We start from the raw sequence: 14,143 nt of genomic DNA on the forward strand, positions 1-14,143 counted from the left end.
TTCTCATGCTCGACCCAGTCCCGTGACAGCAGAGGCGATCGCTTCGGTACGACGACCGTCGGGCCATTTCAGCCGGATTCCTGTCGTTTCGGTGAGGCGACCGCAGCCAGCCGCGACGGCAGGCCCGTGCGCTCGAGTGATCGGACTGCGGTCGGCCATCAGCATGGCGTAACCCGGGAAGCAGGTGAGCCAGGCACCCATTGCGGCGTCGGCAGGTCGCGGGATCGCGGCCACGTCGAGTTCGGCCCCGGTGCCCGACGCCTCGGCCAGCATGCCCAACGTTCCGACCAGTCCGGCCATGCTGACGTCCTTGGCGGCGGCGGGTCGCAGCTGCGCCACAGCGGATGCCATTTCACCGAGCTCATGTGCTGTTCGAGAGCTTGTGGAATCCCACTGTTGCCCGAAATAGCCTGGGCGCCAGGAGCCTCCGAGATCGGCGAGCAGCGACACGTGGTCGCCGACCCGTCCACCGCCAGCGGCGACCGGAGATTCTGTGCGACCCATCGCAGTCAGCGAGAGCGCCGCGGGTACACCGACCTGAGTGTGGCCGCCCAGAATCGGGGTTCGCCAGGCGTGTGCCGCCGCCGAGATGCCTCGTACGATCCGATTCAGGTGCGCAACGGTTGGCGCGCCGACCGCGTCGAGCATGCCGACAGCGTGAGCACCCATGGCCGAGAGGTCGTTGATGTTGACCAGGACCGAGCACCACCCCGCCCATTCGGGGTCGCGCTCGACCATCGACGGGACGATCGCGTCGCAGGCGGCAAGCAGGTCGCTGTCCGGCACGGGGACGGCGTCGTCACCACGGAATCCCGCGGGTCCGAGACCGCCTTCCTGCTCAGCGAAGGGTCGAAGTGATTGGGCAAGAACCGCTTTGGTGGAATCAACCTGCCCCTGGATTCGACCAATCGGCCAGGACTTGTTGCGATGTGCTCGGCCGTTGATGGTGGGCCCGGCGCCGTGATCCTCCCAACCCAGCGAGGCGAATAGCCGACTGTAGCGGTCCTGGACGGTGGCATCGAATCGCAGAACGTCGCGGCTCTCGACCAAGGCACAGGCAGCCGTGATCAGTGCGGCACCGACGCCGGCCGCGTGTGCGCCGTCCGCGACAACCAACCGACTCCCCGACCACCAGCCGATGTCGATCGAGGTACATGGCGATATCCGGACACCGCCGAGAACAGCGTTGTCTGCGGCGACTGCGATCAGGATCCTGGTGCGCGGATCGTCGTCGCAGTCATCGTGATCGGAGTGTGTGAACAGTCCCTGTCGCTCGACGAACTCGGAGTGGCGCAATCGTCGATAATCGCCGATCTCGGAGATCGTCTCGGCCACCCGTATGAGAAACGGCGGTGCTGAGACTCGGGGAGATCCGGCAAGAATCGACAATTCTGTTGCAGCGGTGCGTACGGACGGGGTGGGCGTGGTGCGGCCGTCGAGCATCTCATGCTCCTACGCTCTGCAGAATGCTGCAAGCACCGCATGCCGCGCAGCCCGCTCGTTGGTCGGCCCCGGCCATCCCGATCAGTTGCAGGTGCGCAGCGACCTCTCGGCTGATCTGCTCGACGATGCGGGGCTCGGGGGCGGTTGCTCCGTCGATGTCGACGGCGAGTGTTCCTCGATGGGGCCGGAACGGGACGATGAAGGGGTAGATACCGGCGTCGGCGAGTTCCTTTGCCCCCGAGATCATCTCGTCCACATCTTCGCCTAGCCCGACGAGCAGGTACGTCGAGACCTGGTTGCGTCCAAAGACGCGTACGGCCTCACGCCAGGCATCCCAGTACTCGCTGAGCGGCACGGTTGACTTGCCCGGCATCCAGCGCCGTCGGACGTCGTCATCGAGTGACTCAACGTGGATGCCGATGGCGTCGGCTCCGGCAGCGCGCAGGTCACCGATGGTCGACAGATCGGCGGGCGGCTCACACTGCACCTGAATAGGTAGCTCGGGGACGGCTGCTTTGACCGCTCGGACACAGCGCGCCAGGTGGCGCGCGCCGCGATCCCGGCCACCCGATGTTCCGGTGGTCATCACCATATTCGTTACGCCGTCGAGGTCGACTGCTGCGCGCGCGACCCTGGCCAGGTCCTCCGGCTTCTTGACGGCGACGGTGTCGCCGGATCGCAGCGACTCCTCGATCGAGCAGAAGCGGCACCGCTGGTCTTCGCCGTAACGAATGCAGGTCTGCAGCACGGTGGTCGCCAACACGTTACGTCCATGCAGTTTGGCGATCTTGTCGTAGGCGACACCGTTCTCGGTCTGCAGGTCGTAGAAGCGTGGTCGGCCAATGACTGCGACGTCGAGCCCGGAATCGACTCCGTCGTAGAGGATCTGATCGCCGTCGAAGACGAACGGGCTGTTGGGATTTCGAGGTATGGCAGCGTGCAGTCCGTCGATGACGAGGTGACCATCGTCAGTCGGTCCGGCTCCGCCGGAGCGGTTCACCGGCGGGGTGCCCCGGATGCCGAGGAGCGCCAGATCGACGCGGGTGGATGTGGTGGTGGATGCGGTCATCGTGGGTTCCGTTCGTGTCGAGGGATCAGGCAGACTCGCGCTGGCCGCAGCCGGCCAGCGCGCGTCGTCGAATCTTGCCCGCGTCGTTGCGGAGTGGCGATGTGGTGAGGATGACGCGCACAGGACGCCAGTCGGAGCCAAAGTGGTGTTGGACATGATCTGCGATGAGTGCTGCGGAGGCATCGTTGTCTGCGATGTCGACGCTGACCGAGAGATGTTGCCTGCCAGCCGAATCCACATCGGCGAACGCAACCGCGCCGCGCACGAAAGGCAGTTGTTCGACGACTTGCTCGATGTCGGCTGGATACATCGCGACGTCTCCACTACGAATGACGTCGGCTGCCCGGTCCATCACGTAGAGGTTCTCGTCGGCGTCGAGAAAACCGAGGTCGCCGAGGGTATCCCAACCATCTGCGCCGCGGCGCGACTGCGCACCCAGATAGCTGTAGGACGGTCCGTCTCCGCGGCGCATCCAGATCAATCCCGTTTCGCCGGTGTCCGCACGGGTGCCATCGTCGCGTCGAATAGCGACCTCGGTGCCCCCGATAGGCCGACCGACAGTGCCGGGGTGCGCGAGCCACTCGTGCCCTGTCACCATCGTGACGCCGTTGGATTCGCTACCCGCATACACCTCGACCACGCGGTGCGCGCCCAGCCACTTGATCAGTGCGCGCTTGTCGGGCACAGGACACCGTCCGCCGATGTGCAGAATCGATGCCAACGAACTCATGTCGTGTTCCGCACGTATCTCCTCCGGTAGGCGGACCAGCCGCCGGATCGATGGAGGCGAGAGGACTGTCCAGGTCACCGAATGTCTGTCCACCAGCTCTAGAAATCGGCGCTCGTCGAAGTCCGGTTCGATGATCAGGCGATGGCCGGCGGTCAAGCCCCGGAACGCGTAGGTGAAGGCGGTCGAATGCCACAGCGGAGAGGTCACCAACTGTGTTGCCGCGCAGGGGAAGAACGGTGCCACTCGAGCACCAGGGTCAACCAGTGCGGGAGTCATGGAACGAACGATCTTCGGTAGTCCTGTGCTCCCGGAGGATGCGGGCGCCTTCCATGAACTTGCCCAGATATCGGGGAGCGTGTCTGCCGGCAGGTCACGCGCATCGTTCTCGTCGACCGTGACTGTTCGCGGAGATACGTTGTCGCCGACGATAACTCGAGGCTGGGCGATCCGTTCGAGCATTTCCCGCTCGTCTGCGGGCATCACCGGGTCGAGCGGCATCGGTGTGGCGCCCGCACGCCACACCGCGACGCACGCAACCACGAAGGCGGCGCTGTTGTGTAAGGCCACTTCAACGACATCGTCGTGGGCGACGTGATGGCGCTGCAAGAGATGAGCCAGCCGGTTGGCCCGCACGTCAATCTCACCGGCGGTCACCGGCCCGTGGGCGTCGATGACCATGACTTCGCCCGGCGAGGTACGCGCGCGATCAGCGAATACCGAGGAGATCGACTGCACAGTCACGTCGGCTACCTGTGGTCCCGGGCTATCCGACGGCGAGTCTGAGCCCGGGCAGACCGAGTGCGCCGGTGACGGATTCAGCGATGTGACGTGCGTCGCGGTCGATTCCGAGGAACCGTCCCGAACCCCAGGTATGCATCCACGGGAGGCCGATGAAGCTCAGTCCTGGTACCTGGGTGATGCCGCGGGTCTGCATCGGCCGGCCCGCACCGTCGAATGCGCTTGCCTCGATCCAGCGGTAGTCCGGCCGGTACCCGATCGCCCACACGATGCTGGTGATGCCCTCCTCGACCAAGTCGACCGCGGAGGGTTCGGTTTCGGGTTCCCAAACGGGCTCGTAGCGCGAAGCGGGAGGCGTGTCGATTCCGGCCTTCTCGATGTAGCGGTCGATGTCGGCGCAGATCGAGTTGTACACCGAGTCGGCCTGGTCGAGCGATTCGCGCAGGGTCGGCGCGAACCGCAGGACCGTGTCCTTACCGTCGGTCAGATGCCCGTAGAGCTTCATCCCTTCGACGGCGAACTGTCGCAGATCGACGTCTCGCCCACCATCGCGGCCAGTGACATAGTGATTGGTCTTCTCCTGTGCCGCTTTGCCTCCGGGGAACTGTTCGGTCGGTGTGTCGTAGATGCCCATGTCCGCCAACCAGGTCATGCAGTCGCGGCCGCGGTAAGTGCGCGCAACCCTCGGCGCGTTGCCGATGGCGAGATGCACCTGCCGACCTGCGAGGTGGAGGTCCTCGGCGATTTGTGCGCCGGATTGTCCGGACCCGACGACGAGAACGGCGCCGGATGGTAGCTGATCAGGTGTGAAGTACTGCTCTGAGTGGATCTGCTTTACAGACGTGTCCAACGACGGTGCGAACGATGGCACCACCGGCAACGGATAGCCGCCAGTCGCGACGACAACCTGGTCACAGGTCAGCGATTCGACAGATTCGTCGGTGGTGAGGGTGAGCTCGAAGCCAGTATCCCCGATGGTTCGCAGGCGAGTGACCGTGGTGTGTTCTCGCAGTGGGGCAGTGAAGGTTTCACGCCATTCGGCGAGCCATTCGACAACTTCGTCGCGGGTCATGAAGCCGTCGGGGTCCGGGCCGTCGTAGGCGTAGCCGGGCAGCCGGCAATGCCAGTTCGGGGTGACGAGGGTGAAGTTGTCCCACCGCTTGGACTGCCATGCATGGACGGCGGTCCGCGATTCGATCACGGTGTGCTCGATACCCGCGCGGCCGAGATACCAGCTGACCGACAGGCCTGCTTGTCCGCCGCCGATGATCGCCACCGGAATGTGGGTGGTGTGGGGTGTGGAATGAGCTGGTGCGCTCATGATGTCTCCAGAATGTGGTCAGGGAGTGGGTAGTGGCGGATGCATGTCGAGAACCTCGACGGTCGACTCGTCGTCGTATCGGCGTGCTGTGTTGTTGATGTCCTCAGTGGTTGCAGCGGCAGACGTACAAGCAAATCCATACTTGGCGCGGACACGCTCAGCGGCTTCGCCGAGAGCGGCGTCGGTGCGGGTTAGGAATTCAGCCACCGTGTAACTACTGCCGACAGTTAGGTGGTCGTGCATGACGAGACTCGGCGAATAGCACTGCTGCACAGCGCCATCGGGCCACCTCACGGTGAACGTCATCTCAGGCATGAGCAAGGTCCCGCCATCCAGCGGTTCCGGTCGGGTCGACCTCGACGAGTTCACCGTAGACGTCCGGACGACGATCTCGCAGGTGAAACATCCCGCCTCGCATCGCGGTGAAGGTCCCGGCGATGTCGACGTCGGCTACGGCGAGTCCGCTTTCGAGCAGCGTGGTGTCGAGGATGTTGCCACCGGGATCGACGATCTTGGCGTTGCCGACGTACCGCAACGAACCGAACGTTCCCGATTGGTTTGCGGCAACCCAGAACACCTGGTTATCGAGGGCACGGGCCGTATCGAAGAGATTGAACCGGTATGTCCAGCGATCGTCCTGTAGATTCTCGGCGGTCGCGGTACGCGCCGCCGGCCATGCCGAGAGACTTGCGATGATCTCGGCGCCGTTCAGCGCCATGATGCGCGCAGCTTCGGGAAATGCTTTGTCATAACAGATTTGGAGTCCGACGCGCCCGACAGGAGTATCGAAGACTCGGTACTCCGAACCCGACGAGTAGGACATGTTCTCGCCAAGCGGTTGGTGCACTTTGCGATAGTTGCCGTAGATCTGGTCGCCGTCGAGGACCGCGGCAGCGTTGTAGCGTGTCACGCCGTCCTCAGCGAGTTCGCAAAAGCCTATGGCGATCACCATGTCGCCGACAATCTCCTGCACGCGTGCGATTTCGGGACCGTCGAGGCTGATGGCCGGCGGCAACGATCGCTTGGTGTTCTTGACGGTGTCGCCGTGGTTACCGAGCGATGAGAGGTATCCGCCGATCGCAGCCTCGGGAAACACCAGGAACTCGACACCTCGTGCGCGGGCCTGCGCTACATAGTCGGCGATTGTCTGATAGTTCTGTTCAAGGTCGCGCGTGAAGTTCGCGGCGACCGTACCAATTGTGGTCATGTGAATGTCTCTCGGGGAGTGGGGATCTCGACGATCAGACCATGTAGGTGGAGTTGATGATCGCACCCTTGCGGGCGTAGTGAATCAGCGCGTCCTGCACGTCGAGCGGATGTGCCGGAATGACGCCCTCGATCAGATCTTCTTCCCGCCCACCGTGCAACGCGAGTCCGAACCGACACGCAAAGACGGTTCCACCCTCCTTGATGAAGGTCTCCAACGCGTCGTTGATGTTCTGCTCGCCGGGGAAGCCGGAGTCACCGGTCTTTGGAAACCCGCGTGTGGCAAGGCAATTGATTGCTCCGGGACCGTAGAAGTAGATAGCCGACTCGAAGCCCTTGCGTAGCGCGCGGGTGGCCTGCAGTACTGCGACGAACGATACCGAGGACTCGTGCGCGATGCCGTGGACGAGCGTGAAGTAGGTTTCGCCTTCCTCCGCCTGGTAGTCGGGGAAGATCTTGGTGCCGCCGTAGATATTCGAACCCTTGGGCAGGGAGGGATGCGGAATCTCGGCGAGAGACTTCGCAATGTTCTCGGTGATGGTGTCGTCGAACATGGCCATGGGGTTACTCCTCGATGAGACGGGCGAGACCGCCGTCGTGTGATGGGGGTGTGCGGGCGACACTGCCCACTGGCGAAGAATTGATGGTCGGATGGCCTGGGATACTTGACGTTCCGACTGACAACAGTTCACGCCCGATTTATTACGTGATGGTTACTGATGGAAAAATTGACGCCTGGGTCGAGTTAACGTGAGCGTCTGGATCCGCCGCGGATCGTCAGGTCGCAAACGCGCTCGGTCGCCTGCGCTGCTATGGGGCCGACTGAGAACTATTCGTGGTGTCCAGAGGGCGCTAGAGGCCGTTGAGAGGTGCAGCGGGCAACGGAGCAGCCGCCGCAAGGGAGCGCGTGGCCGGGGAAGCCGGCGCACGACGACGTGGCCGCGGCGACAACGCCGAATCAGCACGGCGGCAGCTCACTCCTCGCTGGTGGGTTCCTCACGCTCGCGCCGACGGTCGGCTTGCAAGGATTTGATCCGACGCTCCTCGCGCAGGGCCTCGACGTGCTTGGTGCGCTCGGCGGCGAGCCAGTCGGGCATCTCTTCGAGCAACGCGTTGATCTGATCGGTCGTCAACGCTTCGGTCACCTCGCCCCGGACCAGCCCGGAGTTGGAGATCCCGAGTTTGGCGGCTACCAGATTCTTCGGGTGCGGTCCGTTCGCACGCAGATCGCGCAACCACTGCGGCGGATCGGCCTGCCAGGCCGACACCTGTTCCCGGGTTATCGTTCCGGAGCGAAACTCGTCGGGTGTCGCGGGGAGGTAGATGTCGAGCTTCTTGGCGGCGGTGGCCGGCTTCATGGACTGCGAGCTCATACTCGCAGCGTATCCCCGGTAGCCTCGGGGCGTGAATTCGCCCGTCGATCCCAATGAGTCCAGCACTGTGGTCTTCCGGCTCGCGTTTGTGCCGGGTACAACACCCGGGAAGTGGGTCAGCATTTTCGAGGAACGCCACCCGGACGTCCGACTCGACCTTGTACCGACTGCGGTCGCCGACACCGCCGCAGCGCTTATCGACCGCAGCGTCGACATCGCGATCACCAGGCTGCCCGACGCACTCTCACATGCCGATCTGGGTCCGCACCACACCATCGCCCTGTACGAAGAGACGACGGTGGCGGTTATGGGTAAGGACAATGTGCTCACCGCAGGTGACGAGTTGTCGCGGGCCGACCTTGCCGACGAGAACGTGCTTTGGCCCCTCGATGAACCGCTCGTCGTCACCGAACGTCCTGGTAATGCCGTGGACCATCGGCCGGAGACGACCGCCGACGCGATCGAACTCGTGGCCAGCGGAATGGGGGTGGTGCTGGTGCCGCAGTCGCTGGCGCGTTTGCACCACCGCCGCGATCTCGACTATCGCCCGGTCACCGACGTCCCGACAAGCACCGTCGGACTGCTGTGGCCGCAGCCGACTTCGGATCTGGCCGCGGAGTTCATCGGGATTGTGCGTGGACGCAAGGCCACGTCGTCGCGTGGCACGTCCGAACCGCCACCGAAGCGGTCGGCGAAAGAGAAGGCGGCGGCCAAGCGGGCATCTCGCGAAGCGGCCGGAACGATACCGACACGCGGAAAAGTGAAGGCGCGCAAAACTCGGAGGTCGCGGTAAAACCTACTGTTGGGCTGCGCATCTCGAATCCGAACTTCTGCACGGCTGTCCGCCTCTACCACCGCTCAGGCGAACCGCGCAATTGACTCGCCGATCCGTTACCGCCGCGCGTCCCAGTTGAGCGAGAGGGCTTCTCAGCGAACGGTGGCGTCGAAGTTCTGGGTGAACACGCCATCGGGATCCCATTTGTGCTTGATTGTGCGCAGCCGCGCGAGAGTCGGCGCTGGAAACGCCGCGTCGATGTCTTCTGGCCGGTGGTTTGACTCGAAGCTGAGGTAGATGCCGTCTCGACGAGCGCGGATTGGTTCCCACGCGTCGTCGAACGCCTGGGAGGCGTGGTCGGCGACAGCGGTGACCGAGAAGTTCTGGGCGCGGTGAGCGTACGCGGTGGCATCTGCCGGCACGTCGTTGATCGCCCCTCCTGCAGAACGGATCTGGATCATCTGCGCACCGTTGGATGCGAGGAGCTCGCCGATGTCGGCGGCGAGATCATCGTCGAGATGTTCGACGAGTGCCGTGTGCATGACAGCGGGTTGCTGGCCGACATGCGGCGCGCCGGAGGTGAGCAGGACGGCCGGGTAGGGAACCAATTCGGCTCGTGCGCCGACGATGTCGGGCAGCTCCGTAAACGGTGTGAGTGCGCGGGTCGCCGCCGCCGCGTCGTCGCCGGCGTAGACGACCGTCGCTTGCGCGAATGGTCGCGCACCGGCACCGATGTACAGGAACGCCGAGATTTCGCGAGGAGCGGTCTCGACCTCACGTCCCCAATCGGCGAGAAACGTTGCCGCGTCGGAGATGTCGTATGCCAGCGCCGCCCGCGCCACCGTGGGCGTGGTGCCTGCCTCGAACTCGAATCGGGTGACGATCCCGACGTTGGCACCCGCGCCGCGGATCGCCCAGAACAGGTCGGGGTGCTCGTCGTGCGACACCCGCATGATGCGTCCGTCGGCGGTGACCATCTCGGCCGCTCGTATGCGGTCGATGGTCAGCCCCTGCGCTCGTCCGAGCAGTCCGATTCCGCCGGTGGTCGCCAATCCACCAACGCCGACGTCGCCTGAGTCTCCGGAAGTCAGGGCCAGCCCCCAGCCGTAGAGACTACGAGCGACCGCGCCCCACCGCGCACCGGCACCGACGGCCACCCTCGCGTCCCCCACATGCTCCACATGATTGAGGTGCCGCAGATCGATGACGGTCCCTCCGTCATTGGTGGCGATGCTGCTGATCCCGTGCCCGCCGCTGCGGATCGCGAACGGATCTCTCTGCCCCACAGCAATTTCCAATGCGCGAGCCGTTTGTTCTGCATCAACCGGCAGAAGCACACGGGCTGGACTACCCGTGGCCGAGTAGACGTGCCGAACATCTTCGTAACCGGGGTCGCCGCGAGTAACGATGTGAAGCGCATCCGTCGTGCCCATCAGTGCGTCTCCGGTCCGACACGCTTGTCCGTGAGGTAGTGCACCGTGGTGTCGGTGAGAGGGCTGGTCCCGACGACCAACGCCGCGACATGCGCGCCGACCTCCTCGCCGTCGAGCCATGTCGGATCGTCGACGCCGGCGCGCTGCCGCGCACGCGTCCGTACGACGCCCAAGATCACCTGATAGAACCTCGGGCCACGGCCGTCCAGTTCGGCGGCGATCGTCCTCGTCAGCGACTTCGACGCCGCCGCACTCAATGCGACACCAGCTGCTCCGGGGAAGGGGATATCGGCACTCATTCCATTGAGTTGCAAGATCATTCCGGTGTGTGCTGTGTGCGGCAGAAAGCCGCGGAAGAGCCGAAAGACCGTCGTCAGATTGGCATCGAGCAGGTGTTGCCACTCGTCGTCGTTGAGTGACAGCGCGGGCCTGCGTCCCTGATTCCCCCAGGACGCGACCGCGACGACGACTCCGTCGAATGTTCCGTAGGTCGTGGCGAGCGCTTCGATCTGCGCGTCGAGATCGGGCGCTGATGCGTCCAGGAACTCGGTGTGCAGCCGCTGATCGGTCTCCGCGTCTACGACGTTCCGGCGCAGGTCGTCGAGTCGTCCACGATCACGCCCGGTTGCGATGACCGTCGCGCCATCGTCGAGCAATGTGCGAACGACACCTTCCCCGACGCCGCCGGAGCCGCCGATGACAACGACTGTCTTTCCCTGGAGGTCCGGTGTCGTTAGTTCCCAGGCCGGGTGTAGTGCAGTGGTCATGCTTGTGCTCCTTGCGTGTTGGCGGCGACTCGCGCCGCGTTGGTTTCCAGTGCGGTCAGGACGTCTCCGAGTGCGGCCAGCTGCGCGTCGGTGAGTGCATCACCGAACCACTGTTTCGCCGCCCGCAGGTGTGGTCCGACGGCCCTGCGATGTGCGCGGCGACCGTCATCGGTCAGCGAGATCGTTGACGCGCGACCATCACCATCGATCTCCGGTCCGCGCTCGAGCAGGCCCCGTTTCTCCATCCGACCGAGTTGGTGTGCAAGGCGGCTGGAGTCCCAGCCCATCTCCCGTGCGCAATCCGACGGCCGCGCAGATCCGCCGGCCTCGACGAGATGAGCCAACACGGTGAATTCCTGCTCGGAGAGGCCCGCGTCCTTGAGTCCCCGACCAACCTCGCGTCGCAGGGTCTCGGTCACGGTCTGTAAGCGCTGCCAGACGTCGAGTTGGCGAGCCGATAGGTTATTAGCTGACATGTCAGGTAAAACCGATCGATCGCTGAACTATTCCCGCGGTAGCGGGCCAGTTCTCGACACGCCGGATGCTTAGCAGTGCATTCGGCAGACTGCGTTCAGCCGATGATGTTGTCCGCCACCCAGAGTGCTGCGTGCGCCGGAAAGAGCGCGGGCAGGATGAGAACAATGTGCGTGAAGCCCGCGTCGACGACTTCAGCGATAGCGGCCCGCGTCTGAGCGGGATGCTCGTAGGACGTCGGCAACGCAACCGATCGCACGATCGACGCCGGGTCGCGACCGACCTCGTCGCACAGTCGATTGAGCAGCGCATTGCGCTCGACCATCTCTGCGATGTCGCCGCCCGGCATGTTCCAGATGTCCGCGTGCTGAGCGACCACCCGCAGTGTTGCCCGCGATCGCCCACCGATCAGCAGGGGTGGGTGCGGACGCTGCAGTGGCTTGGGATTACCCACCGCCCCGGTCAACACGACGTGCTCGCCGGTGAAGTCGAACGGATCGTGCTCCGTCCAGAGCCGTTTGATCACTTCACACGCCTCAGCGAGCGCATCCACTGACTGCCCGAAACTGTTGTACGGCAACCCATTTGCCTCGTACTCACGGCGAGCTATCGGAATCCGAAGATTGGAACCCGCGCCGATGCCGAAGTCCAGCCGACCGTCGGACACGACGTCGACGGTGGCTGCGATCTTCGCCAGCATCGCAGGCGGACGGAAGCGGTTGCTCGTCACCAGCATTCCGACCCGTACCCTCTCGGTGATCGCGGCCAGCGCCGAGAGCAGCGTCCACCCTTCGAAGATGGGTCCCTCCAGCGGTCCCCCGATCGGCAGGAGGTGGTCGAACAACCACATGTGTTCGATCGCCGGTATGCCGTCGGCGTCTTGCCACACCTGGAGTAGGTCGGAGTAGTTAACCTGTTGCGGCCCAGTCAAAATCCCGAATGACGGCATCACGCTTCTCCCTCGGTGCGGGCGCCTACCATGCCACCGGACCGTTGACGTCGGTGAACGTACCGGTGGGTCCGTCCGCCGTTATCGACGCCATACGCACGGCGGAGACGGCGCCTTCAGCGGGAGTCAGGACTCCCCTGTGTCCGTTGAGGTCGGTGGCGACGAAGCCGGGGCACACCGCGTTGACGAGGATGTTGTCGGCGGCGAGATCCCTGGCGTACTGCAGGGTGATCGCGGTCAGCGCCGTCTTGGACGGGACGTAACCCAGCGCGACCGGGGCCAACTCGAAGGTCTGCGGATCCGTCATCATCGTGAACGACCCTGCACTGCTGGACACATTGACGATGCGCGCGGCCTTCGACTTCCGCAGCAGCGGCAGGAAGGCACTCGTCACATTGATGACGCCGAATACGTTGGTCTCGAACACGAATCGGATGTCGTCGACGTTGGCCGAGCGAGGTAGCTGACCGGAGAAGTCCGAACCCGGCCGGTGGCTGATACCGGCATTGTTGACCAGTGCGTCGACCCGCCCGAACAGGCTCTCGACCGTTTTCGCAGCAGCCGCGGCCGACGCGGAATCGGTGACGTCGAGAGCGACGGCGACCGCCTCGCCGCCACTAGCGCGGATCTCCGCGACGACCTGTTCCCCGGCTTCTTGGTTGCGCGCCCCGACCACCACCGCGTTGCCCAGGTCGGCGAGCCGCTTGGCGATCTCGCGGCCGATCCCCTTGTTTGCGCCGATTACCACTGCGATCTGCTTGTCACTCATCGGCTCTCCCTGAGTTCTACGTTCACGGCGCCGCTTCCAGACACTTGCTAACCGGAGCGGTACTCCACTTAAGGTAGCGGATAACCTATCCGGTTAGCAAGAGGCGGTGACCCGCAGGAGCTACGTCGGGATACGAAGGCCGTCCAGGAAGGTCGCGAGAATCGGCCGACGGTAGCGCGCGTCTCCGGGGATGGCCGCGATCGCGACAACGGAATCGAGAATCTGTTCCAGTGACAGGTCGCCGCGGACTTCCTGCGCGTGCTGCGCAGCGATGAGCAGTGGTCGGCCGGAAGCGACTACTCGCGCTCGACTGGTGTCGAACATTGTCTCGTCGCCGTCGACATGGGCCAGCAGGTCCGCAGCGAATGGGCGCTTATTCAGCGCGAACGTCATGAAACTCCGCAGCCAGTACTCGAGCCTTTCGGCAGGCGTATCGCCCTCCGCGTCCTCGCCTGCGTCGCAGATGACCTGGACCTCGCCCTGGTAGAGCGCTTCGAGCAGGGCGCGGCGGTCGGCGAAGTTGCGGTAGACGGTCGCCATACCCACGCCGGCACGGCGGGAGATTTCAGCCATGGACACGTCGCTGCCGGATTCCTCGAACGCCGAGCGGGCAGCGGCGAGGATCTTGTCGCGGTTGCGCTCGGCGTCGGCGCGGCGAGAAGAGGCTTGCGCAGCCGACGGGGGCCTCGCTGCGTTCATTCGTGGTTAGCCTGTCCGGTTAATGATACGGATCGCGCGTCCGCTACGGGTAAAGCATAACGTTTCGGCACGGGATCGAGCGCCAGTGCGTTAGTCAATCGTGGAGGCCGTGACCCTGCGGGCGGCCGCAACCTGGTCGGCAGAGAACGCGTCGCTAAGTCGGCGAAGTTCGACCTGCTCATCGACAACCATCGCTCCGGAATCACGCAAATCGTCGCTCATGTAAACAGGAACACTTCCAGCCAGACCGGACTGCGATGTGACCCAGTGTTCAATTCGATCGAATCGACTTAGGTTCCAGCTCGTCTCCATCCGGATCACAGTCAAGCTCCGTACAAGCTCACATCATTCTTTCGTTTTCGCACGTGCTGCAAAGTGCACGTCGATAGATTCCTCT

General features: G+C 64.1%; 15 protein-coding genes. 1 reads left to right on the forward strand and 14 read right to left on the reverse strand.

Going from position 1 to position 14,143, the window contains the following annotated elements; all coding sequences use genetic code 11:
* Positions 1–3: 3 nt before the first annotated feature.
* The 8 genes from GOSPT_RS04525 to GOSPT_RS04560 all read right to left on the reverse strand — a co-directional run bounded on the left by GOSPT_RS04525 (position 4) and on the right by GOSPT_RS04560 (position 7,865).
* Positions 4–1,443: an MSMEG_0567/sll0787 family protein gene (locus tag GOSPT_RS04525; protein WP_005203417.1), complete on the reverse strand. Its 1,440-nt coding sequence runs from the start codon at positions 1,441–1,443 to the stop codon at positions 4–6.
* A gap of 1 nt (position 1,444) precedes the next feature.
* Positions 1,445–2,512 carry an MSMEG_0568 family radical SAM protein gene (locus tag GOSPT_RS04530; RefSeq protein WP_005203419.1) on the reverse strand — a complete coding sequence of 356 codons (1,068 nt, stop codon included), beginning with the start codon at positions 2,510–2,512 and terminating at the stop codon, positions 1,445–1,447.
* Between the two features lie 25 nt (positions 2,513–2,537).
* Positions 2,538–3,983, reverse strand: coding sequence for an AMP-binding protein (locus GOSPT_RS04535; protein WP_005203421.1), 1,446 nt, complete (start codon positions 3,981–3,983; stop codon positions 2,538–2,540).
* A gap of 22 nt (positions 3,984–4,005) precedes the next feature.
* A complete protein-coding gene (locus GOSPT_RS04540) occupies positions 4,006–5,301 on the reverse strand; it encodes an MSMEG_0569 family flavin-dependent oxidoreductase (RefSeq protein ID WP_005203423.1) in 1,296 nt (431 codons plus the stop codon).
* An 18-nt stretch (positions 5,302–5,319) separates the two neighbouring features.
* Positions 5,320–5,616 (reverse strand): MSMEG_0570 family nitrogen starvation response protein, encoded by a 297-nt coding sequence (locus GOSPT_RS04545; protein ID WP_005203425.1) that lies wholly within the window; start codon positions 5,614–5,616, stop codon positions 5,320–5,322.
* The gene (locus tag GOSPT_RS04550; RefSeq protein ID WP_005203428.1) at positions 5,609–6,508 is read right to left on the reverse strand and encodes a carbon-nitrogen hydrolase family protein; all 900 of its coding nucleotides are present in this window, start codon (positions 6,506–6,508) and stop codon (positions 5,609–5,611) included. The genes GOSPT_RS04545 and GOSPT_RS04550 overlap by 8 nt, the downstream gene beginning before the upstream one ends.
* A 34-nt stretch (positions 6,509–6,542) precedes the next feature.
* The gene (locus GOSPT_RS04555; RefSeq protein ID WP_005203430.1) at positions 6,543–7,067 is read right to left on the reverse strand and encodes an MSMEG_0572/Sll0783 family nitrogen starvation response protein; all 525 of its coding nucleotides are present in this window, start codon (positions 7,065–7,067) and stop codon (positions 6,543–6,545) included.
* A 414-nt stretch (positions 7,068–7,481) separates the two neighbouring features.
* Entirely contained in the window at positions 7,482–7,865 is a 384-nt protein-coding gene (locus GOSPT_RS04560; protein WP_005203433.1) for a DUF5997 family protein, read from the reverse strand.
* 46 nt (positions 7,866–7,911) lie between these two features.
* Here GOSPT_RS04560 and GOSPT_RS04565 point away from each other — a divergent pair, with 46 nt between their 5' ends.
* Complete coding sequence (locus GOSPT_RS04565) at positions 7,912–8,673, forward strand: LysR family transcriptional regulator substrate-binding protein (RefSeq protein WP_051993739.1); 762 nt, start codon at positions 7,912–7,914, stop codon at positions 8,671–8,673.
* A gap of 134 nt (positions 8,674–8,807) precedes the next feature.
* On the opposite strand, the gene GOSPT_RS04570 is transcribed toward GOSPT_RS04565, so the two are convergent.
* From GOSPT_RS04570 to GOSPT_RS04595, 6 genes are all read right to left on the reverse strand, one after another.
* A complete protein-coding gene (locus GOSPT_RS04570; RefSeq protein WP_005203437.1) occupies positions 8,808–10,088 on the reverse strand; it encodes an FAD-binding oxidoreductase in 1,281 nt (426 codons plus the stop codon).
* A complete protein-coding gene (locus GOSPT_RS04575) occupies positions 10,088–10,855 on the reverse strand; it encodes an SDR family NAD(P)-dependent oxidoreductase (protein WP_005203439.1) in 768 nt (255 codons plus the stop codon). The genes GOSPT_RS04570 and GOSPT_RS04575 overlap by 1 nt, the downstream gene beginning before the upstream one ends.
* Complete coding sequence (locus tag GOSPT_RS04580) at positions 10,852–11,331, reverse strand: MarR family winged helix-turn-helix transcriptional regulator (protein WP_005203441.1); 480 nt, start codon at positions 11,329–11,331, stop codon at positions 10,852–10,854. The genes GOSPT_RS04575 and GOSPT_RS04580 overlap by 4 nt, the downstream gene beginning before the upstream one ends.
* Positions 11,332–11,426: 95 nt before the next feature.
* Positions 11,427–12,278, reverse strand: a complete 852-nt coding sequence (locus GOSPT_RS04585) for an LLM class flavin-dependent oxidoreductase (protein ID WP_005203443.1) — start codon at positions 12,276–12,278, stop codon at positions 11,427–11,429.
* A gap of 25 nt (positions 12,279–12,303) precedes the next feature.
* Positions 12,304–13,047 (reverse strand): SDR family NAD(P)-dependent oxidoreductase, encoded by a 744-nt coding sequence (locus tag GOSPT_RS04590; protein WP_005203445.1) that lies wholly within the window; start codon positions 13,045–13,047, stop codon positions 12,304–12,306.
* A gap of 120 nt (positions 13,048–13,167) precedes the next feature.
* Entirely contained in the window at positions 13,168–13,746 is a 579-nt protein-coding gene (locus GOSPT_RS04595; protein WP_005203447.1) for a TetR/AcrR family transcriptional regulator, read from the reverse strand.
* Between the last annotated feature and the right edge of the window lie 397 nt (positions 13,747–14,143).

It is taken from the genome of Gordonia sputi NBRC 100414 (assembly GCF_000248055.1).
GTDB lineage: Bacteria > Actinomycetota > Actinomycetes > Mycobacteriales > Mycobacteriaceae > Gordonia > Gordonia sputi.

Coding starts and splice junctions, on each gene's coding strand:
- GOSPT_RS04580 (WP_005203441.1), bottom strand. CDS start 11,331: ATGTCAGCTAATAACCTATCGGCTCGCCAACTCGACGTCTGGCAGCGC.
- GOSPT_RS04540 (WP_005203423.1), bottom strand. CDS start 5,301: ATGAGCGCACCAGCTCATTCCACACCCCACACCACCCACATTCCGGTG.
- GOSPT_RS04585 (WP_005203443.1), bottom strand. CDS start 12,278: ATGCCGTCATTCGGGATTTTGACTGGGCCGCAACAGGTTAACTACTCC.
- GOSPT_RS04550 (WP_005203428.1), bottom strand. CDS start 6,508: ATGACCACAATTGGTACGGTCGCCGCGAACTTCACGCGCGACCTTGAA.
- GOSPT_RS04590 (WP_005203445.1), bottom strand. CDS start 13,047: ATGAGTGACAAGCAGATCGCAGTGGTAATCGGCGCAAACAAGGGGATC.
- GOSPT_RS04560 (WP_005203433.1), bottom strand. CDS start 7,865: ATGAAGCCGGCCACCGCCGCCAAGAAGCTCGACATCTACCTCCCCGCG.
- GOSPT_RS04575 (WP_005203439.1), bottom strand. CDS start 10,855: ATGACCACTGCACTACACCCGGCCTGGGAACTAACGACACCGGACCTC.
- GOSPT_RS04525 (WP_005203417.1), bottom strand. CDS start 1,443: ATGCTCGACGGCCGCACCACGCCCACCCCGTCCGTACGCACCGCTGCA.
- GOSPT_RS04545 (WP_005203425.1), bottom strand. CDS start 5,616: ATGCCTGAGATGACGTTCACCGTGAGGTGGCCCGATGGCGCTGTGCAG.
- GOSPT_RS04555 (WP_005203430.1), bottom strand. CDS start 7,067: ATGGCCATGTTCGACGACACCATCACCGAGAACATTGCGAAGTCTCTC.
- GOSPT_RS04570 (WP_005203437.1), bottom strand. CDS start 10,088: ATGGGCACGACGGATGCGCTTCACATCGTTACTCGCGGCGACCCCGGT.
- GOSPT_RS04530 (WP_005203419.1), bottom strand. CDS start 2,512: ATGACCGCATCCACCACCACATCCACCCGCGTCGATCTGGCGCTCCTC.
- GOSPT_RS04595 (WP_005203447.1), bottom strand. CDS start 13,746: ATGAACGCAGCGAGGCCCCCGTCGGCTGCGCAAGCCTCTTCTCGCCGC.